General features: G+C 73.1%; 20 protein-coding genes and 1 pseudogene. 16 read left to right on the plus strand and 5 right to left on the minus strand.

All coding sequences use genetic code 11. The annotated features are described in order from the left end of the window. Positions 1-73 precede the first annotated feature (73 nt). The gene (locus IE177_RS29435) at positions 74-700 is read right to left on the minus strand and encodes a TetR family transcriptional regulator (RefSeq protein ID WP_190018513.1); all 627 of its coding nucleotides are present in this window, start codon (positions 698-700) and stop codon (positions 74-76) included. A 144-nt stretch (positions 701-844) separates the two neighbouring features. Between IE177_RS29435 and IE177_RS29440 the strand changes: the two genes are divergently transcribed. From IE177_RS29440 to IE177_RS29450, 3 genes are all read left to right on the plus strand, one after another. Continuing rightward, positions 845-1,012, plus strand: coding sequence for a hypothetical protein (locus tag IE177_RS29440; RefSeq protein WP_190018514.1), 168 nt, complete (start codon positions 845-847; stop codon positions 1,010-1,012). Between the two features lie 31 nt (positions 1,013-1,043). Then, positions 1,044-1,322: a DUF4190 domain-containing protein gene (locus IE177_RS29445; protein WP_190018515.1), complete on the plus strand. Its 279-nt coding sequence runs from the start codon at positions 1,044-1,046 to the stop codon at positions 1,320-1,322. 310 nt (positions 1,323-1,632) lie between these two features. Continuing rightward, a complete protein-coding gene (locus IE177_RS29450; RefSeq protein WP_190018516.1) occupies positions 1,633-2,802 on the plus strand; it encodes a cysteine desulfurase family protein in 1,170 nt (389 codons plus the stop codon). A gap of 241 nt (positions 2,803-3,043) precedes the next feature. Here the strand turns inward: IE177_RS29450 and IE177_RS29455 are convergent, their stop codons facing one another. Beyond that, positions 3,044-3,700 (minus strand): N-acetylmuramoyl-L-alanine amidase, encoded by a 657-nt coding sequence (locus tag IE177_RS29455; protein WP_229816332.1) that lies wholly within the window; start codon positions 3,698-3,700, stop codon positions 3,044-3,046. Positions 3,701-3,789: 89 nt separating this feature from the next. Here IE177_RS29455 and mnmA point away from each other — a divergent pair, with 89 nt between their 5' ends. Beyond that, positions 3,790-4,920 (plus strand): tRNA 2-thiouridine(34) synthase MnmA, encoded by a 1,131-nt coding sequence (mnmA, locus tag IE177_RS29460; RefSeq protein WP_190018518.1) that lies wholly within the window; start codon positions 3,790-3,792, stop codon positions 4,918-4,920. 45 nt (positions 4,921-4,965) lie between these two features. Here the strand turns inward: mnmA and IE177_RS29465 are convergent, their stop codons facing one another. Further along, positions 4,966-5,859 (minus strand): hypothetical protein, encoded by an 894-nt coding sequence (locus IE177_RS29465; RefSeq protein WP_190018582.1) that lies wholly within the window; start codon positions 5,857-5,859, stop codon positions 4,966-4,968. Between the two features lie 371 nt (positions 5,860-6,230). Between IE177_RS29465 and IE177_RS29470 the strand changes: the two genes are divergently transcribed. Together IE177_RS29470 and IE177_RS29475 are read left to right on the plus strand one after the other, a co-directional pair. After that, positions 6,231-6,869 carry a papain-like cysteine protease family protein gene (locus tag IE177_RS29470; protein ID WP_190018519.1) on the plus strand — a complete coding sequence of 213 codons (639 nt, stop codon included), beginning with the start codon at positions 6,231-6,233 and terminating at the stop codon, positions 6,867-6,869. A gap of 5 nt (positions 6,870-6,874) precedes the next feature. After that, the gene (locus IE177_RS29475; RefSeq protein ID WP_229816334.1) at positions 6,875-7,723 is read left to right on the plus strand and encodes a hypothetical protein; all 849 of its coding nucleotides are present in this window, start codon (positions 6,875-6,877) and stop codon (positions 7,721-7,723) included. Between the two features lie 217 nt (positions 7,724-7,940). Here IE177_RS29475 and IE177_RS29480 read toward each other — a convergent pair whose 3' ends face one another. Together IE177_RS29480 and IE177_RS29485 are read right to left on the minus strand one after the other, a co-directional pair. Beyond that, complete coding sequence (locus tag IE177_RS29480; RefSeq protein WP_190018521.1) at positions 7,941-8,729, minus strand: alpha/beta fold hydrolase; 789 nt, start codon at positions 8,727-8,729, stop codon at positions 7,941-7,943. A gap of 63 nt (positions 8,730-8,792) precedes the next feature. Further along, positions 8,793-9,116 (minus strand): DUF427 domain-containing protein, encoded by a 324-nt coding sequence (locus tag IE177_RS29485; protein ID WP_190018522.1) that lies wholly within the window; start codon positions 9,114-9,116, stop codon positions 8,793-8,795. Positions 9,117-9,167: 51 nt separating this feature from the next. Between IE177_RS29485 and IE177_RS29490 the strand changes: the two genes are divergently transcribed. From IE177_RS29490 to IE177_RS29530, 10 genes and pseudogenes are all read left to right on the plus strand, one after another. Next, on the plus strand, positions 9,168-9,731 hold the full coding sequence (locus IE177_RS29490) for an LOG family protein (RefSeq protein ID WP_190018523.1): 564 nt from the start codon (positions 9,168-9,170) through the stop codon (positions 9,729-9,731). 16 nt (positions 9,732-9,747) lie between these two features. Further along, complete coding sequence (locus tag IE177_RS29495) at positions 9,748-10,437, plus strand: SDR family oxidoreductase (protein ID WP_190018524.1); 690 nt, start codon at positions 9,748-9,750, stop codon at positions 10,435-10,437. 30 nt (positions 10,438-10,467) lie between these two features. Continuing rightward, complete coding sequence (locus tag IE177_RS29500) at positions 10,468-11,475, plus strand: methionine synthase (protein ID WP_190018525.1); 1,008 nt, start codon at positions 10,468-10,470, stop codon at positions 11,473-11,475. 15 nt (positions 11,476-11,490) lie between these two features. Beyond that, a complete protein-coding gene (gene ligA, locus IE177_RS29505) occupies positions 11,491-13,686 on the plus strand; it encodes an NAD-dependent DNA ligase LigA (RefSeq protein ID WP_190018526.1) in 2,196 nt (731 codons plus the stop codon). Positions 13,687-13,945: 259 nt separating this feature from the next. Further along, on the plus strand, positions 13,946-16,180 hold the full coding sequence (locus IE177_RS29510) for a putative bifunctional diguanylate cyclase/phosphodiesterase (protein WP_190018527.1): 2,235 nt from the start codon (positions 13,946-13,948) through the stop codon (positions 16,178-16,180). 106 nt (positions 16,181-16,286) lie between these two features. Beyond that, a pseudogene (locus IE177_RS35870) lies at positions 16,287-16,403 on the plus strand (DUF4267 domain-containing protein); the annotation flags it as partial. A 32-nt stretch (positions 16,404-16,435) separates the two neighbouring features. Next, positions 16,436-16,930 carry a cupin domain-containing protein gene (locus IE177_RS29515; protein WP_190018528.1) on the plus strand — a complete coding sequence of 165 codons (495 nt, stop codon included), beginning with the start codon at positions 16,436-16,438 and terminating at the stop codon, positions 16,928-16,930. A 290-nt stretch (positions 16,931-17,220) separates the two neighbouring features. Further along, positions 17,221-17,517 carry an Asp-tRNA(Asn)/Glu-tRNA(Gln) amidotransferase subunit GatC gene (gene gatC / locus IE177_RS29520; protein ID WP_190018529.1) on the plus strand — a complete coding sequence of 99 codons (297 nt, stop codon included), beginning with the start codon at positions 17,221-17,223 and terminating at the stop codon, positions 17,515-17,517. Continuing rightward, positions 17,514-19,019, plus strand: a complete 1,506-nt coding sequence (gene gatA, locus IE177_RS29525; RefSeq protein WP_190018583.1) for an Asp-tRNA(Asn)/Glu-tRNA(Gln) amidotransferase subunit GatA — start codon at positions 17,514-17,516, stop codon at positions 19,017-19,019. Before gatC ends, gatA begins: the two co-directional genes overlap by 4 nt. Then, positions 19,016-19,255, plus strand: a complete 240-nt coding sequence (locus tag IE177_RS29530) for a hypothetical protein (RefSeq protein WP_190018530.1) — start codon at positions 19,016-19,018, stop codon at positions 19,253-19,255. Before gatA ends, IE177_RS29530 begins: the two co-directional genes overlap by 4 nt. Positions 19,256-19,271 lie beyond the last annotated feature (16 nt).

A 19,271-nucleotide genomic window follows, 5' to 3' on the forward strand; every position in this document is an offset into this window, starting at 1 on the left:
AGGCCGCGGGCGGGTCCCAGGTGGAGCAGGGCTGACCGGGGGGGGCGCGGGACGGCGCCCGGTCGGGCGTGACTCAGTCCAGCCAGTGGCTGCGGCCGATGCTGATGAGCCGCAGCTGCCGGATGGCGAGCTGCGTCACCCGCTCCCGCTCGTCCTCCGGGGCCTCCAGTGCCTCCAGGAACAGGGAGGCGGTGATGAGCATCTGGTCGACGTAGAGGTGCGCGAGCATCAGCAGGTCGTCGTCGTTCCAGCCCGCCGCCTCGGGGTCCTTGGCCAGCTCGGCCTTCACCTCCTCGGCGAATCTCGCGAGCTGCTCCCGGATGGCCTCGCGCACCGGCTGCACCCCGCCGTGCCGCTCCCGCGCGATGAACCGGACGTGCGCCGGGTAGGCGCCCACGTGACGGGCGATCAACTCGATCGCGCCGGTGATGCGTTCCTCGCTGTCTCCGGTCGTGGACACCGTCGTGCGCACCATCGGGTGCAGGCTGCCCAGCGCCTCGTCCACCAGGGCCACGCCCAGGTCGGCGGTCGAGCGGAAGTGCCGGTAGAAGGCGGTGGGGGCCACCCCGACGGCCCGGGTGACCTCGCGCAGGCCCAGGCTGCTCAGGCTCTGCTCCTCCAGCAGCGCGAGCGCCGCGTCGAGGAAGGCCTGCCGGGTCTTCCGCTTCTGAACCTGCCGGATGCCGAGGGTGTGACTCATGTCATCCAGTTAACAACTGTTCTCTGGAATTGGAAAGCCGCGGGACGCGCTAGACTCGAAGTCAGTGAACAACTGTTACTACAACTGTTCACCGAAACTTCACACCGGCTCGACACGAGGTACCTCGGAGGGGGGATCCGTCCCATGCTTTTCCTCGTCGCCGCACTCATGCTCTTCGGTGTCGTGCTGGGCACCGTGGCCCACGCACCGCTGACCGTCACCGCCCTGCTCGCCGCCGTCATCGCCGTCTGGCTGGGCGTCTTCGCGATCCGCGAGCGTCACGGCCGCCGTCACGGCACCTCGGCGAACTGACCGCCCACAAGGACTTCAGGAGCTGAGCACCATGCAACTCACCGCACCGGCCGCCGGCCGCACCCACACCAGCCCGCGCCCGCGCGACGCCGACGGCATGGCCGTCGCGTCCTTCATCCTCGGTCTCCTCGGGCTGCTCGTCCTCAACGTCTTCCTCGGCCCGATCGCCATCGCCCTGGCCGCCGCCGCCCTCTGGCGCGGAACGGCCCGCCGCGGCCGCGCCTACCTGGGCCTGACCCTGGGCGTAGCCGACCTGGCGGTCCTCCTGACGGCGATGGAGCTGTCCCACACGGTCTCCTGGAGCCTGTGACGGAACCCGGCCCCGAGGACGACGGGGCCGCTCGCCGATGGCCGACCGCCGACCGCCGTGGGCGGCTGTTCCGCAGGGCGATGGGGGTCCCCCGGCGCGAGCGGAGTCGAGCGTGGGGGAGGGTGGGCGCGGCCCACAGCGCCGGGCGCGCCGACACCGACCCCGGCCGCAGCCAACCCAAGGCGCCTCCCTGGCCAACGGCACCCGGCCCACGGCACCCGGGCCGACGACACCCGGCCGACGCCCCCCGGGCCACCGCACCCCCACGCGGCCGAAGCCAACCGCAGGGGAGCCGTAGAATCGCCTCACCATGGCTTACCTCGACCACGCCGCCACGACCCCGATGCTCCCGGAGGCGGCAGAGGCACTGACCGCCCAGCTGAGCATCACCGGCAACGCGTCCTCCCTGCACGCTTCCGGCCGCCGGGCCCGCCGCACGGTCGAGGAGTCCCGCGAGACGCTCGCGGAAGCGCTGGGCGCCCGCCCCAGCGAGGTCGTCTTCACCTCGGGCGGCACCGAGGCCGACAACCTCGCCGTGAAGGGCCTCTACTGGTCGCGCCGCGCCGCCGACCCGGCCCGCACCCGCGTCCTCGCCAGCCCCGTCGAGCACCACGCCGTCCTCGACGCCGTGCACTGGCTCGGCGAGCACGAGGGCGCCACCGTCGAGTACCTCCCCGTCGACTCGCACGGCCGCGTCCACCCCGAGGCGCTGCGCGAGGCCGTCGCCCGCAACCCCGGCGACGTCGCCCTGGCCACCGTGATGTGGGCCAACAACGAGATCGGCACGGTCATGCCGGTCCGTGAACTCGCCGACGTCGCAGCGGAGTTCGACGTTCCGCTGCACGCCGACGCGGTCCAGGCCCTCGGTCAGGTTCCGGTCGACTTCGCCGCCTCCGGCCTCGCCGCGATGACCGTCTCCGGCCACAAGGTCGGCGGCCCCTACGGCATCGGCGCGCTGATCCTGGGCCGCGAGCACACACCCGTCCCCGTCCTGCACGGCGGCGGCCAGGAACGGCACGTCCGCTCCGGGACGCTCGACGTCCCCGCGGTCGCCTCCTTCGCCGTCGCCGGCCGCCTCGCCGCCGAGCAGCGGGCGTGGTTCGCGCGTGAGATCGGCGCCCTCCGGGACCAGTTGATCGACGCCGTGCGCGACGCCGTGCCCGACGCGATCCTCGGCGGCGACCCGGCGCCCGGGGGCCGTCTGCCGGCCAACGCGCACTTCACCTTCCCGGGGTGTGAGGGCGACTCCCTGCTGCTCCTGCTGGACGCCCAGGGCATCGAGTGCTCCACGGGATCGGCCTGCACCGCGGGCGTGGCCCAGCCCAGCCACGTCCTGCTCGCCACCGGCGCCGACCCGGACCTGGCGCGCGGCACCCTGCGTTTCTCCCTCGGCCACACCTCCACCGAGGCGGACGTCGAGGCGGTCGCCAAGGCCATCGGCCCGGCGGTGGAACGGGCCCGTGTGGCGGGGCTGAGCTGAGACGCGAAGCGACCCACGAGGCGGGTTCCCTTCGCCGGTATGGTCCGGATCAGGTGCTGGGGGTCGCCGTCCGGTTCTGTGCCAGCAACCTTTCGGCCTCTCAGCCCGAGCGTCGACGTCGGCACCAGCGGAAACCGTGTGTCTCTCGCTGAAGTCGGCTACTCCGCTTGGACTCCCTCACTCGTCTCGCAGGTCTGACTTCAATATAGAACGACTCGTAACGGACAAAAAGGGCTGAGGCCTAGATTTTTTCCCGGCTTTCACGCGCCCGCCGCGCCAGCCCCACATAGCGGTCCCAGTCCCAGTGCGGCCCCGGGTCGGTGTGGTCCGTGCCCGGCACCTCCACGTGGCCGATGACGTGCTCGCGGTCCACGGGCATCCCGTACCGCGCGCATATCGCCGCCGTCAGCCGCGCCGAGGCCGCGTACATGGCGTCCGTGAAGGAGGAGGCGTCCTCCACGAACCCCTCGTGCTCTATGCCGACACTGCGCTCGTTGTACGAGCGGTTCCCCGCGTGGTAGGCCACGTCCAGCTCCCGCACGAGCTGGGTCACCCGCCCGTCCCGGCGCACGATGTAGTGCGCCGCCACCTCGTGCGACGGGTCCTGGAAGACCTTCACCGCCGACGCGTAGCCGCCCTGGGTGACATGGATGACGACCCGGTCGACGGGATAGTCGTCCGGCCGGTCCGCCCGCCGGTAGTTCGCCGCGGAGGCCGCCACCCAGCGCGCGCCCCGGAAGTCCACCGCGCCCGCCACCCGTGGCCGCTCGACGCCGGGCAGCCGCCACCACAGCCGGGACAGCTCCTGCCGGGCCAGCACGGCCGTGCCCACGGCCGCCGCGGCCCCGCCGGCCAGCAGGGCCCGCCGCCCCAGCCGCCGGTCCGCGTCGTCCCTCATCGCACCCACGCGCTCCTCACCCGCCCCCATGTGATCTCCAACGGACGTCCGGCGGCCCCGGTTCCCGCGCCCCGTACCCTGGAAGGGCTATGACTGACACCCCGCAGCGCACCCGCCCCCTCCGCGTTCTCGCCGCCATGTCCGGCGGAGTCGACTCCGCCGTCGCCGCCGCGCGCGCCGCGGAAGCCGGACACGACGTCACCGGCGTCCACCTCGCGCTCTCCGCGAACCCGCAGTCCTTCCGTACCGGCGCGCGGGGCTGCTGCACCATCGAGGACTCGCGCGACGCCCGCCGCGCCGCCGACGTCATCGGCATCCCGTTCTACGTCTGGGACCTGGCCGACCGCTTCCGCGAGGACGTCGTCGAGGACTTCGTCGCCGAGTACGAGGCCGGCCGCACCCCGAACCCGTGCCTGCGCTGCAACGAGAAGATCAAGTTCGCCGCGCTCCTGGACAAGGCGCTGGCGCTGGGCTTCGACGCCGTCTGCACCGGTCACTACGCGAAGGTGATCGTGAACGAGGACGGCTCCCGCGAGCTGCACCGCGCCTCCGACATGGCCAAGGACCAGTCGTACGTCCTCGGCGTCCTCGACGACAGGCAGCTCGCCCACGCGATGTTCCCGCTCGGCGACACGGTCACCACCAAGGAGGAGATCCGCGCCGAGGCCGAGCGCCGGGGCCTCGCGGTGGCCAAGAAGCCCGACTCCCACGACATCTGCTTCATCGCCGACGGCGACACCCAGGGCTTCCTGGCCCAGCGCCTCGGCCGGGCCGAGGGCGACGTCGTCGACGAGTCCGGCGCCAAGCTGGGCACGCACGAGGGCGCGTACGGCTTCACCATCGGCCAGCGCAAGGGCCTGCGCATCGGCACCCCGGCCGCCGACGGCAAGCCGCGCTACGTCCTGGACATCTCCCCGGTCACCAACACCGTCACCGTCGGCCCCGCCGCCGCCCTGGACGTCACCGCCCTCACCGCGATCAAGCCCCGCTGGTGCGGCGCCGCCCCCACCGGCCCCGGCACCTACACCGCCCAGCTGCGGGCCCACGGCGGCGAGACCGAGGTGACGGCGGAACCGGTCGACGGCTCGCTGGAGGTGTCGTTCACCGAGCCGGTCCGCGGCGTCGCCCCCGGCCAGGCGATCGTCCTGTACGACGGCACCCGCGTGGTCGGCTCGGCGACGATCGCGTCCACGGTCCGGGCGGCGTCCCCCGTGTCCTGACACCGGCCGCCCAGGGCCCGGACGACGAGGCTTCGCGGACACCCCTCAGTCCCAGTCCCACGTCACCCCCACGTGCCCCGGCTGGATCTCCGGCTCCACGATGTGCACCGTGCCGTGGGCGTTCAGCGTCAGGTCGGCGACGAACTCCGGCGGCACGTGCACCGAGGGGCGGCCGAAGCGGCGGCAGCGCACCGGCAGCGCCGCCCGGTCGAAGGCGACCTGGAGCACGTAGCCGCCGCCCGCGTACGAGAAACCCCGGAAGTACTCGCGGCTCGGCTCGCCCGTGCCGTCCTCGAAGCGGTAGCGCAGCGCCGCCGTCTCGCCCGCGCCGAGCCGCGCGTCGAACAGCAGCTCCACGGCCAGGATCCCGGCCTCGGCCGCCCGCCGCACCCGTCCGACCCGGCAGTTCTCCACACCCACCACGCCTATCCGCCCGGTGTCGCAGCCGACCTCGCCGACGTGGATCGCCGTGTAGCGGTCCACGCCGTCCCGGTGCGCCCGCACCACGTGCTGGGCCTCGCGGCTGGCGAGCCGCCGGTCGCCGTCGATCTGCACCCGCTCGTACTGCAGCACGGTGTGCAGCCCGCCGTCCCGCGGCGCCTCCAGTTCGCCGAGCAGCCGCTCCAGCGCCGAGCCCGGGCCCACCAGCATCCGGAACGGCCGGGCCACCGGCTGGTCGGCCGGCGCACGCGGACCGAGCAGCCGGGTCAGGGAGTGCTCGGGCAGCTCCAGCACCTCCTCCAGCGCGGTCACCGCCCGCAGCGACTCCGGCCGGTCCGGCCGGCGGATGCCGCGCTGCCAGTAACTCAGGCTGGTCACTCCGACATTGATGCCGCGTTGCTCCAGCCGGTGCCGCACCCGGTGCAGCGCGAGACCGCGGGCGGCGAGTGCGGCCCGCAGCGCCTCCGGGAACGGGCCGGTGCGCAGCGCCTCGGCCAGCCGCGCCTCCGCCGCGTCACGCGGTAGCGGGTGGGCGTCCCGCGCACGGAGGGCGGACCCGGACTCCGGGCGGGTGCGCCCCGCTTCCGGTTCGTCACCCTGCGATGTCACCAAGGGGAGCTTCCCTTCGCCCCGTCGCGCGCCGGCACGACGTGAATGTTCACTTCCCGGCCCACGGGCGGGTCCGCGGGGCCGCGATGCTACCAGTGGTAAGTGCCGTGGCGTTCACAGTCGTACGGCGTCCGTTCACACGGGCGCCCGCACCCCGATCGTGGCCGTTGACCATGTTCCGCCACTCGTCGATGCTCTCCGCCAAGCGTCCGGACGCGCTCCTTCCACCCCTTCCCCACCCCACCAGGGAGGACCGCCCCATGTCTCCCAGCGTCCCCCGCTCGCCGCGCAAGCGCGGCAGACGCGGACCCGCCCTCGCGGGCTGCCTGCTCGCCACCGTCCTCTCACTGACCACGGCGAGCGCCGCCACCGCCGCCCCGGCCCCGGCCGGCCCCACCGGCTTGGCGGCGGCCACGAGCGGCTCCTACCAGCTGAACTTCGACATGCAGGCACAGCAGAAGACCAACTGGTGCTGGGCGGCCAGCGGTGCCAGCATCGCGGCCTGGCACGGCCGCGGCTACAGCCAGAACGCTTTCTGCGACGCGGCCTTCGGTTACAGCCAGAACACCGCCTGCCCCAACAACCAGGCCACGCTCGCCAACGACCAGCGGGCGTACGACTGGATGGGCCTCAACCCCGGCACGTACATCCAGGGCCGCATCGGCTACTCGGGCCTGCAGAACGAGATCAACGCCGGCCGCCCCGTGCAGACCCGCATCCAATGGAGCTCCGGCGGCGGCCACATGGAGGTGCTGTACGGCTACGACACCTCCAGGAGCTGGGTGTACTGGGGCGACCCGTGGCCCGACGACTACCGCTACAACTGGGCGACGTACGGCTACTACGCGAACAACGCGGACTTCAGCTGGACCCACACGCTCTACGGGATAGGGGCGTGACCGCCATGAAGCCGATCCGCACCCTGGCCCGCCCGGCCGCCGCCGGAACGCTCGCCGCCGCCGTGCTCGTGCTGAGCGGCGCCGGCTCCGCCAAGGCCGCCACCGGGACCCCCGCAGTCCCGCGCGCCTACAGCGCCGGTCAGCTCGCCGACGCCCGGGCCGTCGCCGGCAGCGACGCCACGCTGGGCGTGCTCCGCCGCTTCTTCGCCAAGGCACCCGGCCACGACGGCGCCGGGACCTCCCGGGGAGCCGCACAGGCCGCACCGCGCCTCACCGGCGCCAGCACCACCGTCTACACCCTGAACGCCGACTTCGTCGCGGGCCGTGAGGGCGCACCGGTCGCCAAGCCCGCGTTCGTCGCCAGCGACGCGCTCTGCGCGGACGGCCGGCGGGCCTCGGTGTGGAGCGTGCGGACGAAGCGGGGCTGGCAGGTGGTGAACATCGCCACCGGCACCGACGAGACCACGTACGCCGCCAAGGCGCACGGCCGCGGCACGGTGTTCCGCGAGCCGCAGATCAACGCCTGGTACGTGCTGCGCGGCGACCGGGTGCTGCCGCTCAACACCGAGGCGCGGGCGGCGGTCGGCGGCCACGGCACCACCGTGGCCGGGTACCGGCGGCACGTCCACTCGTCGTACGGCTCCCGGCTGGCCGGGTCCGCGTACGACCGCGAGGGCTACGCCGGCGGCTTCGGCGAGTCGTCCGTCCGCGCCGCCGCGGCTGCCGCGACGGACGGCCGGGACTCCGGCACGGATGCCGGCACCCTGGCCGGCCTGGGCACGGCCGGCGCCGCCCTCACGCTGGGAGCCGCCCTCGTCGGGCGCCGGCTCCTCAAAGGCCCCGGAGTGCGGTGACCTGGCCCGCCCGCGCTCCGAGGAACGCGCGTAAGGCGGCGGCCCCACACGTCGTCCGGCGCGCGAGCCAGGGGGATGGGTCCGCGGAAGCGGCCCCGCGGGGCCCGCACCCGTCCGGGGGACAGGTGCGGGAAACGGCCCCCGCGGGCCCGGACCCATCCCCATGGCCAGTCCCCATGGCCGGTCCCGCCGTAGGCGCACGGAGCACCCCGTGCGCCTACGGCGTCCGGCCGGTGAAGAACTCCGCCAGCACCGGCGCCAGCACCTCCGGCTCCACCGCGTGCGTCTGGCCCTCCAGGGTGCGGTACACGCCTTCGGGCACGGCCCCCGCGACCGCCTCGGCCGCCTGGCGCAGCCACCCGGGGCTCGCCCCGCCCGCGACCGACAGGACCGGCACGGAGACCGCGGCCAGCCGCTCCCGGGGCAGCAGGCCGTCACCCATGACCGCGTCGTCGTACGCCAGGCTGGGCGCGACCGACTCCATCCCGGCCCACATGGGGGACTGGCGCGCGCCCCGGATCGTCTCCTCGCCGAGGCCGGTCAGCCGCAGGAACAGCTCCACCGCCTCCCCGCGCCGGCCGTCGGCGAGCGCCCGCTCCAGATTCCGCGTGTACGCCCGCTTCCCGGCCCCGCCGTCCAGGAAGTCGGCGAACGGCACCTCGTACACCGCCGCCTGACGCACCGGCAGTCCGCTCGCCACCGCCTCCAGCACCAGTGCGCCGCCCGAGGAGACGCCGTACAGGCCCGTCGCGCCGCCCACCGCGTCGATCAGCGCGGCCAGGTCCTCGACCTCGCGCTCCACCGCGTACGGCGCCGTGTCACCGCTGCCGCCGCGGCCACGGCGGTCGTAGACGACGGCCGTGCAGCGGTCCGCGAGCCGGTGCGCCAGGGGCGCCACGGTGCCGCCGGTGGACATAGCGCCGCTCACCAGGACCACCGTCGGCCCCTGGCCGATCACTTGGTACGCGAGGGACGTGCCGTCGCGGGAAGTCGTCTTCTTGTCCATGCCCGTGCAGACTGCCGCACGGCACGGGGCTCATCGCTCACGACACGTCGGTGTCGTGGAAGGTCACGCCACTTCGACCTCGTAGAAGCAGAAATGGTCCTTGATCGCGGCCACGTCCGGCTTGGGGTCGGGGTACGCCCACACCAGATCGGGCGCGTCCGGCAGCGACCAGTAGGAGGCGGTGCCCTTGAAGGGGCAGACGGTGTGCGTCTCGGAGGGCGTGAGCAGATCGAGGCGGACGTCCTCGGCGGGGATGTAGTACCGCACCGGACAGCCCGTCTCGCGCAGCACCAGCGGCCGGCCGGTCTCCGCCAGCACCTGGCCGCCGTGCACCGCGCGCACGCGCTGCTCACCCTGTTCGACGGTGATCTCGTGTCCATGGGTCATACCGGGTAAGCACCGGCTGCTCCGCGCTTCTTCCCGCGTACGGTGGGGGGCATGAACATCTGCGTCTTCCTCTCCGCCGCCGACCTCGACGAGCGCTACACGCGCCCCGCGCGCGAGTTCGCGGAACTGCTCGGCAAGGCCGGTCACACTCTGGTCTGGGGCGGCTCCAACGTCGGTCTGATGAAGGTGGTGGCCGACGGGGTGCACGAGGCGGGCGGCAGGCTGCTGGGCGTCTCCGTGGAGTTCCTCGCGAACAAGGCGCGGCCCGGCACGGACACGATGATCGTCGCCGCCGACCTGGCCGAACGCAAGAAGCTGCTGCTGGAGGAGGCCGACGCGGTGGTCATCATGGTCGGCGGCACGGGCACGCTGGACGAGGCCACCGAGATCCTGGAGCTGAAGAAGCACGGCCGGACCGACAAGCCCGTCGTGCTGCTGAACACCGCGGGCTTCTACGACGGCCTGGAGGAGCAGTTCCGCCGCATGGAGGAGGAGGGCTTCCTGCCGCGCCCGCTGTCCGAGCTGGTGTTCTTCGCCAAGGAGCCCGCCGGGGCCCTGGCCCACCTGGAGGCCGCGACGTCGGCCCCCGCCGCCGCGGGTCCCGACGTCCGCTGATGCGAGCATGTCGGGCATGGCTACTCATGTGATCACCGGCGCCGGCTCCGGCATCGGCGCGGCCGTCGCCCGCCGCCTGCACGCGCGCGGGGACGACCTCGTGCTGCACGCGCGCGACGCGGGCCGGGCGAAGCAACTGGCGGCCGGGTTCCCCGGGGCGCGCACCCTGGTCGGCGACCTCGCGGACCCGGACAAGCTGTCCTGGGCGTTCTCCCACCAGACGCTCCCGGACCGCGTCGACTCGCTGCTGCACATCGCCGGGGTCATCGACCTCGGCCCGGTCGGCGAGCTGACCCCCAAGGCCTGGCGCCACCAGCTCAACGTCAACCTGATCGCCCCCGCCGAGCTGACCCGGCACTTCCTGCCCCAGCTCCGCGCGGCCCGCGGACACGTGATCTTCGTCAACTCCGGCTCCGGACTCAACGCGCACGCCGGCTGGTCCGCGTACGCCGCCTCCAAGCACGGCCTGAAGGCCCTCGCCGACTCGCTGCGCGAGGAGGAGCACGCGGGCGGCGTCCGGGTCACCTCGGTCTACCCCGGTCGCACGGCCAGCCCCATGCAGGCCAAGGTCCACCAGCAGGAGGGCAAGGAGTACGACCCCGGGCGGTGGATCGACCCCGAGTCGGTGGCCACGGCCATCCTGATGGCCCTGGACCTCCCCGGGGACGCCGAGGTGAACGACCTGACGGTGCGGCCGGGGCGCTGACCCGGACCGGAGGTTCCGTAGGCTTTCCCGGTGAGCCAAAACAGCGTGTTCAGGTTCGGTGGCGCCACCGGTGTCGGATCCCTGCCCGGTGGCGACGCCCGCGAGGCCGCCAAGGCCGCCACCGGTTCCTTCGAGGACTTCCCCTTCCTGCCGGAGCTGCCCGCACGCGGGCCCGGCGCCGACATGATCGGCCGCACCGCCGGGATGCTGGTCGAGCTGTACGCGCGCGTGGAGCCCAGCGGCTGGCGGATCGGCGACCGGCCGGGCCGGGACACCAAGCGGGCCAGGTCCTGGCTCGGGGAGGACCTGGACGCCCTGGAGGAGTTCACCCAGGGCTACGAGGGCGACCTCAAGGTCCAGGCGGTCGGCCCCTGGACCCTGGCCGCCGCACTGGAGCTGAGGAACGGCGAGTCCGCGCTGTCCGACCCCGGCGCCTGCCGCGACCTCGCCGCCTCGCTGGCGGAGGGACTGCGGCTCCACCTCGCCGAGGTAGGGCGCCGCGTCCCCGGAGCCCGGCTCGTGCTCCAGCTCGACGAGCCCTCCCTCACCGCCGTCCTGCGCGGCCAGGTGCGGACCGCCAGCGGCTACCGCACCCACCGGGCCGTGGACCGGCAGGTCGTGGAGGCCACGCTCCGGGACGTCGTCGGCGTGCAGGCCGGCGAGCCCGTCGTCGTGCACTCCTGCGCCCCCGACGTGCCGTTCGCCCTGCTGCGCCGGGCCGGGGCGGCCGCCGTCTCCTTCGACTTCGCACTGCTCACCGAACGTGACGACGACGCGATCGGGGAGGCGGTGGAGGGCGGCACGCGGCTGTTCGCCGGTGTCGTCCCCGGCACGGACGCCCCATTGTCAGACCCTGCCGGTAGCGTCATGGGTGTCAGGACGTTGTGGCGCAGGCTGGGCCTGCACCCGGGGCTGCTCGCCCAGGCGGTCACGGTCACCCCGGCGTGCGGTCTGGCGGGTGCTTCCCCCGCCTACGCGCGCCAGGCGCTCGCCCACTGCGTCCGGGCGGCGAGATCCCTCGCGGACAACCCAGAGTAACGGGAGGACAACACGGTGGCCGGCGACAAGCAGGCGGAGACGACGGCGGTGCCCGCCGAGGCCCGCGAGAGGCACGCGCAGCTCGCGGAGCAGGTCGAGGAGCACCGCTTCCGGTACTACGTGAAGGACGCTCCCGTCATCAGCGACGCGGAGTTCGACAAGCTCCTGAAGACTCTGGAGGCCCTGGAGGGCGAGTATCCGGAGCTGCGCACCCCGGACTCGCCGACCCAGAAGGTCGCGGGCTCGTACGAGACGGAGTTCACGGCGGTCGAGCACCGCCAGCGGATGCTCTCGCTCGACAACACCTTCAACGACGACGACCTCGCCGCCTGGGCCGACCGCATCGCGCGGGAACTGGGCGACCAGGAGTACCACTTCCTGTGCGAGCTGAAGGTCGACGGCCTGGCGGTCAACCTCACGTACGAGCACGGCCGCCTCACGCGCGCGGCCACCCGCGGCGACGGCCGCACGGGCGAGGACATCACCCCCAACGTCCGCACGATCGCCGACATCCCGGACCGCCTCCAGGGCGACGACGTCCCCGACCTGGTGGAGATCCGCGGCGAGGTCTACTTCCCGATGGGCAAGTTCCTCGAACTGAACGAGCGCCTCGTCGCGGCCGGTGACAAGCCCTTCGCCAACCCCCGCAACGCCGCCGCCGGTTCGCTGCGCCAGAAGGACCCGCGCGTCACCGCGACCCGTCCGCTGCACATGGTCGTCCACGGGATCGGCGCCCTGGAGGGCTTCTCGGGCATGACCCGCCTCTCCCAGGCGTACGACCTGCTGAAGACCTGGGGACTGCCCACCTCCTCGCACAACCGCGTGGTCGACGACCTGGACGGCGTGCGGGAGTTCATCGCGTACTACGGCGAGCACCGCCACTCCGTCGAGCACGAGATCGACGGCGCCGTGGTCAAGCTGGACGAGATCCGCCTCCAGGGCCGCCTCGGCTCCACCGCGCGGGCGCCGCGCTGGGCGATCGCCTACAAGTACGCGCCGGAAGAGGTCAACACCAGGCTCATCGACATCAAGGTGGGCGTCGGCCGCACCGGCCGGGTCACGCCGTACGCGCAGGTCGAGCCGGTCAGGGTCGCGGGCAGCGAGGTCGAGTTCGCCACCCTGCACAACCAGGAGGTCGTCAAGGCCAAGGGTGTGCTGATCGGCGACACCGTCGTCCTGCGCAAGGCCGGTGACGTCATCCCGGAGATCCTCGGTCCGGTGGCCGACCTGCGGGACGGCAGCGAGCGGGAGTTCGTGATGCCGGGCGAGTGCCCCGAGTGCGGCACCCCGCTGCGGCCCATGAAGGAGGGTGACATCGACCTCCGCTGCCCCAACGGCCGGACATGTCCGGCCCAGTTGCGGGGGCGGCTGTCCTATCTCGCGGGCCGCGAGTGCCTGGACATCGAGCACTTCGGCGACGTGGCCGCCGCCGCGCTCACCCAGCCGCTGGAGCCGGCCGACCCGCCGCTGGCCGACGAGGGCGACCTGTTCGACCTGACGGTGGAGAAGCTGCTGCCCATCAAGGCCTACGTCCTGGACCCGGACAGCGGGCTGCCCAAGCGGGACCCGAAGACGGGCGAGGAGAAGGTCGTCACGGTCTTCGCCAACCAGAAGGGCGAGCCGAAGAAGAACACCCTCGCGCTGCTGGAGAACATCGAGAAGGCCAAGCAGCGCCCGCTGGCCCGCTTCCTGAACGGACTGTCCATCCGGCACGTGGGACCCGTGGCCGCGCAGGCGCTCGCGCGCGAGTTCCGTTCGATCGACCGTATCGAACAGGCCACGGAGAAGGAGCTGGCGAACACCGCCGGCGTCGGTCCCATCATCGCCGCGGCGCTCAAGGAGTGGCTCGCCGAGGACTGGCACCGCGAGATCGTCCGCAAGTGGAAGGCCGCCGGCGTCCCGCTGGAGGACCGGTCGACCGGTGAGGACGAGGGCCCGCGCCCGCTGGAGGGGCTCACGGTCGTCGTGACCGGCACCCTGGAGAACCACACGCGGGACGGCGCCAAGGAGGCCCTGCAGAGCAGGGGTGCGAAGGTGACCGGTTCGGTGTCGAAGAAGACGTCGTTCGTCGTTGTGGGTGACAACCCCGGATCGAAGTACGACAAGGCCATGCAGCTCAAGGTTCCGGTTCTGAACGAGGACGCTTTCGGCGTGCTGTTGGAGCAGGGCCCCGAAGCGGCGGCCGAAGTCGCGCTTCCGACCGGGGAGTAGCGGTTGAAGGCCACCCGATCGGCGCATATCAGATGCATACGGGTGGCCCGGGCGCATTCGGGCGACCGTCGGCGACCGCTGCCCGTGGAAGCCTTCCGCGGCCTACTGTTGAGATGTGCGCCCGCCGTGCCCAGCTGCGGCCGGGGCATTTCCGTGCCCGGCAGGGGCGCGGGGAAGGTTTCTTCGGCGCGGAGCCGCTGATGGCTGTCGGGCATCGGACCGCGTGGCGTGGGCACCGCCGGCTGTGAGAGGGACGGGAATGGAACCGACCGAGAGCGTCGCCCCGGGCTCACGGCTGCGCCGCCGCGTGGTCGCGTGGCGGGGGATCCGGCAGACGTGGCGGGGTGACGGGCGGTGGGGCGGACAGCCGCGCCCGGCCGGACCGGGCACCGCCACCGCACCGCACGCCCCCGTACCCGTGGCCGTCCGGCCCGCCCCCGGCCCGGGCGGCGCCGACCCCGAACGGCACGCGACCTGGCCGACGCTGCCCGCGGCCGTCGTGGCCGCCGCCGCGGTCGTCCTCGGCGCCGGCTTCTGCCGCGCCTTCGCCGGCCGCCACGCCCTCTTCCCCTGCGGCACGGTCGGCTGGTCGCTGGCCCTGCTCACCGGCATCATCGTCGGCCACCTCGTCATGCTGGGCCGCGCCCGCTGGTGGGGCGGCACGGGCTCCGGCGCCGCCCTCACCCTCGCCGTGCTGCTGCTGTACGGCTGGGTGCCCGCGGGGATGGTCAGCCTCACCGTCGTCGTCCTCGTCGGCATCGCCAGGCGCAACAACTGGCGCCAGGGCGTGCTGCACGGCGCCGTGGACATCCTCGGCATCGGCGCGGGCGCGCTGCTGCTGGGCGCGTTCGGCCGCGTCCCGAGCGTCGAGGAGCCCTGGCGGCACCACAGCTGGAACCTCACCACCGCGCCCGAGTTCGGCCTCGTCGCCGTCGCCTATCTCGTCGTCAGCCGCGGTCTGCTGTGGTACCTGCACGCCCCGCGCGGCAGCAAGGTGCCCACCGTCGCCCGCACCGCCGTGGTCAGACAGGGCCTGCTCGCCGTCGCGCTGCTCGGCATCGCGCCCCTGCTGTGTGTCGTGGCCGACGCCGAACCGATCCTGCTCCCGCTGTTCGCCATCCCGCTGATCGCGCTCGACTCGAGCCTGTGGATGGCCCGCGCCCGCGCCGAGGAGCAGCTCCGCGACCCGCTGACCGGGCTGCCCAACCGGCAGTGGCTGCTGGAGCGGATCTGGTCCGCCCTCGACGACGCCGAACGCATCGGCGCCCGCTCCGCCCTCATGCTGATCGATCTCGACCGGTTCCGGTCGGTGAACGACACCCTCGGTCACCTCGCCGGTGACCGGCTGCTGCTGCAGATCGCCGACCGGCTGCGGCTCGCCCTGCCGCGCGGGGCGGAGGCGGCCCGGCTGGGCGGGGACGAGTTCGCGGTGTTACTGCCCGTCGCCGAGTCCACCACCTCGGCGACCCGGATCGCCCGTGGCCTTGTCACGGACCTCAGCTCCCCGCTGGACCTCGACGGGCTCACGCTGGTCCTGGAGGCCAGCGCCGGCGTCGCCGTCTTCCCCGACCACGCGAGGGACGCGGAGGGGTTGCTGCGGCGGGCGGACGTGGCGATGTACCAGGCGAAGCGGGACCGCACCGGCGTAGAGGTCTACGAGTCCAAGCGGGACTCCAACACACCGGACCGCCTCGGACTGCTGGGCGATCTGCGCCGGGCGCTGGACGCGCACGAGGTGCAGCTGCACTATCAGCCCAAGGTCCGCTTCGACGGCCAGGTCGCCGGGCTGGAGGCGCTGGTGCGCTGGGTGCATCCCGAGCGCGGCAAGGTGCCGCCGGACGAGTTCATCGCGATCGCCGAGTCCTCCGGGCTGATGCCCCACCTCACGGAGTACGTCCTGGAGACCGCGCTCGCCCAGGTCGCCAGGTGGCGGGCACAGGGACTGAGGGTCCCGGTCGCCGTCAACGTCTCCCCGCGCGACGTCCACACCCCCGGATTCGCGGGCTCGGTCGCCGCACGGCTGGCGCGGCACGGGGTCCCCGCCGGGGCGCTCCAGCTGGAGATCACGGAACACGTGCTGCTGGAGGACCCGCAGCGGGCCGCGGACACCCTGGCCGGGCTCACCGGGCACGGCGTGAAGATGTCCCTGGACGACTTCGGCACGGGGTACTCGTCCCTGGTCCACCTGCGGCGGCTGCCGGTCAGCGAGCTGAAGATCGACCGGTCCTTCGTGGCCCGGCTGGCCGTCGACACCGAGGACGCGGAGATCGTGCGCTGCACCGTGGACCTGGCGCACTCGCTGGGCCTGCTCGTCGTCGCCGAGGGCGTGGAGGACGACGAGACGTGGGAGCGGCTGCGGGACCTCGGCTGCGACGCCGTGCAGGGGTGGCTCGTCGCCGCGGCGATGCCGCCCGAGGAGACGACGGCGTGGCTGCGGGCTCGCGGTTCGCGCGGCTGGCAGCGGCCGCGGGCGGCGCTCCCGGCCGCCGAGTAGCGTCCCCGCCGCGGGCGGCCCTCCCGGCCGCCGAGCACCGTCGGGGTCGCGGGCGGTCAGCGCGCCCGGAAGTGCCCGACCGGCAACTCCGGCCTGCGCTCGTGGGCCGCTGGGCGACACGGTGATGGTCCTGCGGCACGGTGGTACGAAGGCGGGCGCGTTCGGGGGCCACCTCGCCACGGCGGTCGTCGTGCTGATCAGTGCCGCGCTGCTCTTCCTCGTCCGGCCACACCGCAGTCACCAGGGGGTTTCCCGATGTCGCTGTTCGTTCCGCAGTTCGACGAGACCGTGATCGTCCGCGAGGCCGAGGCCGAGATCGTCGGCCGCGCGCCCACCACCATCCGCCTGCTGGCCGACAGCAGCGCCACCGGCGGCGCCCTGTCCACCCAGCGCGTCACCCTCAGCGCGGGCGCCGACGGCGCCAAGCCGCACTGGCACGACAACTCCGCCGAGATGTTCTTCCTGCTGGACGGCGCCGCCGACATCCTCTCCGGCGACGACGTGGTCACCGCCGGCCCCGGTGACCTGGTCGTCGTCCCGCCCGGCAGGCCGCACGCCTTCGCCGCCGTACCCGGAGCCGGCGCCGACCTGCTCATCGTCCTCACCCCCGGCACCGAGCGCTTCGAGTACTTCCGCCACCTCCGGCGCATCGCCCTCGGCGAGGCCACCCCCGAGAGCCTGCTGGAGGTGCAGGACCTGTACGACAACCACTTCCTGAAGAGCGCGGCCTGGGACGCCCGGCGCCACTGAGCGGGGAGCGGGGCCACCACCGGGCCGGGCCACGGGCAAACCGTTTCACAGGCACAGCCCGTCGCCCCATAGGATTGGGGACTGGCGTCACATTCCCGCCTGCCGTGCGACGCCTGGCACGCACGCTCGCCGCGTTGCCGAATCGCCCACGTGGCTCCGCCACGAGGGCGCTCCGGCGCCTTGCGATCGCACGCACCAGACGCCGCACGGCCGCCCTTCGGGCGGACGACGGGAATGCGATGCCAGCCCCCGGCCCCAAACCACACACACTCACCCCAGAGGATCGCTGCATGCCTGGCATCACGCGCGAGGAGGTCGCCCACCTCGCCCGGCTGGCGCGTCTGGAGCTGAAGCCCGAAGAACTCGACCACTTCGCGGGACAGCTCGACGACATCATCGGCGCGGTCGCCCGCGTCAGCGAGGTCGCCGACCAAGACGTACCGCCGACCTCGCACCCGCTGCCGCTGACGAACGTCATGCGGCCGGACGAGGTCCGTCCTTCGCTCACCCCCGTGCAGGCGCTCTCCGGCGCCCCGGCCCAGGAGCAGCAGCGTTTCAAGGTGCCGCAGATCCTGGGGGAGGACTGACCATGACGGACAGCAACATCATCAAGCTCACGGCGGCGCAGACCGCCGAGAAGATCGCCTCCGGCGAGCTCACGGCCGTCGAGGTCACCGAGGCCCACCTCGCCCGGATCGAGGCCGTCGACGAGAAGGTGCACGCCTTCCTGCACGTCGACCGCGAGGGCGCCCTCGCCCAGGCCCGCGCCGTGGACGAGAAGCGGGCCCGCGGCGAGAAGCTCGGCCCGCTGGCCGGCGTCCCGCTCGCGCTCAAGGACATCTTCACCACCGAGGGCGTGCCCACGACCGTCGGCTCGAAGATCCTGGAGGGCTGGATCCCGCCGTACGACGCGACGCTCACCAAGCGGCTGAAGGCCGCCGACGTCGTCATCCTCGGCAAGACCAACATGGACGAGTTCGCCATGGGCTCCTCCACCGAGAACAGCGCCTACGGCCCGACCGGCAACCCGTGGGACCTCACGAAGATCCCCGGCGGCTCGGGCGGCGGTTCGTCCGCCGCGCTGGCCTCCTTCCAGGCCCCGCTCGCCATCGGCACCGACACCGGCGGCTCCATCCGCCAGCCGGCCGCCGTCACCGGCACGGTCGGCGTCAAGCCGACGTACGGCGCGGTGTCCCGCTTCGGCATGGTGGCGTTCTCCTCCTCCCTCGACCAGGGCGGTCCCTGCGCCCGCACGGTCCTGGACGCGGCGCTGCTGCACGAGGTGATCGCCGGGCACGACCCGCTGGACTCCACCTCCATCGACGAGCCGGTCCCGGCGGTCGTCGAGGCCGCCCGCAACGGCAGCGTCGCCGGCATGCGCGTCGGCGTGGTCAAGCAGTTCCGCGGCGAGGGCTACCAGGCGGGCGTCATCCAGCGCTTCGACGAGTCCGTCGCCCTGCTCAAGGAGCTGGGCGCCGAGATCGTCGAGCTGGACTGCCCGTCCTTCGACCTCGCGCTGTCGGCGTACTACCTGATCGCCCCGTCCGAGTGCTCCTCGAACCTCGCCCGCTTCGACGGCCTGCGCTACGGCGCGCGCACCGGCGACGACGGCTCGCACTCCGCCGAGGAGGTCACCTCCCTCACCCGTGAGGCGGGCTTCGGCGCCGAGGTCAAGCGCCGCATCATGCTCGGCACGTACGCCCTCAGCTCCGGCTACTACGACGCGTACTACGGCAGCGCCCAGAAGGTCCGCACGCTGATCAAGCAGGACTTCGACAAGGCGTTCGAGCAGGTCGACGTGATCGTCTCCCCGACGACCCCGACCACCGCCTTCGCGATCGGCGAGCGCGCCGACGACCCGATGGCGATGTACCTCGCGGACCTCTGCACCATCCCGACCAACCTGGCCGGCAACGCGGCCATGTCCCTGCCCTGCGGCCTCGCCCCGGAGGACAACCTCCCGGTGGGCCTGCAGATCATCGCCCCGGTGATGAAGGACGACCGGCTGTACAAGGTGGGCGCCGCCGTCGAGGCCGCCTTCGTGGAAAAGTGGGGACACCCGCTGCTGGAGGAGGCTCCGTCGCTGTGAGCGCACTGAACAAGGCCAAGGGCTTCAAGAAGTCGAAGTCCGGCACGTACCTGTCGATGGCCGGGACCGCGTTCGGCGCGTTCGGCGTGGCCAAGCAGATCAAGAAGGCGCGCGCCGAGCAGGACACGCTCCGGCTGATCGACGCCACCGTGTCCGCCGTCGCCATCGTCACCGGCCTCGCCATCCTCTACCGCGAGCTGAAGCGGCTGGGCGACGACGACGTCCTGCTGGGCTGAGAGGGAAGTACTCACC

Origin of the sequence: Streptomyces lucensis JCM 4490 (assembly GCF_014650035.1) — a bacterium.
Classification (GTDB): Bacteria; Actinomycetota; Actinomycetes; order Streptomycetales; family Streptomycetaceae; genus Streptomyces; species Streptomyces lucensis.

Excerpts from the sequence above, each read along its gene's own strand:
- IE177_RS29435 (WP_190018513.1), bottom strand. The coding sequence starts at position 700 with ATGAGTCACACCCTCGGCATCCGGCAGGTTCAGAAGCGGAAGACCCGG.
- IE177_RS29440 (WP_190018514.1), top strand. The coding sequence starts at position 845 with ATGCTTTTCCTCGTCGCCGCACTCATGCTCTTCGGTGTCGTGCTGGGC.
- IE177_RS29445 (WP_190018515.1), top strand. The coding sequence starts at position 1,044 with ATGCAACTCACCGCACCGGCCGCCGGCCGCACCCACACCAGCCCGCGC.
- IE177_RS29450 (WP_190018516.1), top strand. The coding sequence starts at position 1,633 with ATGGCTTACCTCGACCACGCCGCCACGACCCCGATGCTCCCGGAGGCG.
- IE177_RS29455 (WP_229816332.1), bottom strand. The coding sequence starts at position 3,700 with ATGAGGGACGACGCGGACCGGCGGCTGGGGCGGCGGGCCCTGCTGGCC.
- mnmA (WP_190018518.1), top strand. The coding sequence starts at position 3,790 with ATGACTGACACCCCGCAGCGCACCCGCCCCCTCCGCGTTCTCGCCGCC.
- IE177_RS29470 (WP_190018519.1), top strand. The coding sequence starts at position 6,231 with ATGTCTCCCAGCGTCCCCCGCTCGCCGCGCAAGCGCGGCAGACGCGGA.
- IE177_RS29475 (WP_229816334.1), top strand. The coding sequence starts at position 6,875 with ATGAAGCCGATCCGCACCCTGGCCCGCCCGGCCGCCGCCGGAACGCTC.
- IE177_RS29480 (WP_190018521.1), bottom strand. The coding sequence starts at position 8,729 with ATGGACAAGAAGACGACTTCCCGCGACGGCACGTCCCTCGCGTACCAA.
- IE177_RS29485 (WP_190018522.1), bottom strand. The coding sequence starts at position 9,116 with ATGACCCATGGACACGAGATCACCGTCGAACAGGGTGAGCAGCGCGTG.
- IE177_RS29490 (WP_190018523.1), top strand. The coding sequence starts at position 9,168 with ATGAACATCTGCGTCTTCCTCTCCGCCGCCGACCTCGACGAGCGCTAC.
- IE177_RS29495 (WP_190018524.1), top strand. The coding sequence starts at position 9,748 with ATGGCTACTCATGTGATCACCGGCGCCGGCTCCGGCATCGGCGCGGCC.
- IE177_RS29510 (WP_190018527.1), top strand. The coding sequence starts at position 13,946 with ATGGAACCGACCGAGAGCGTCGCCCCGGGCTCACGGCTGCGCCGCCGC.
- IE177_RS29515 (WP_190018528.1), top strand. The coding sequence starts at position 16,436 with ATGTCGCTGTTCGTTCCGCAGTTCGACGAGACCGTGATCGTCCGCGAG.
- gatC (WP_190018529.1), top strand. The coding sequence starts at position 17,221 with ATGCCTGGCATCACGCGCGAGGAGGTCGCCCACCTCGCCCGGCTGGCG.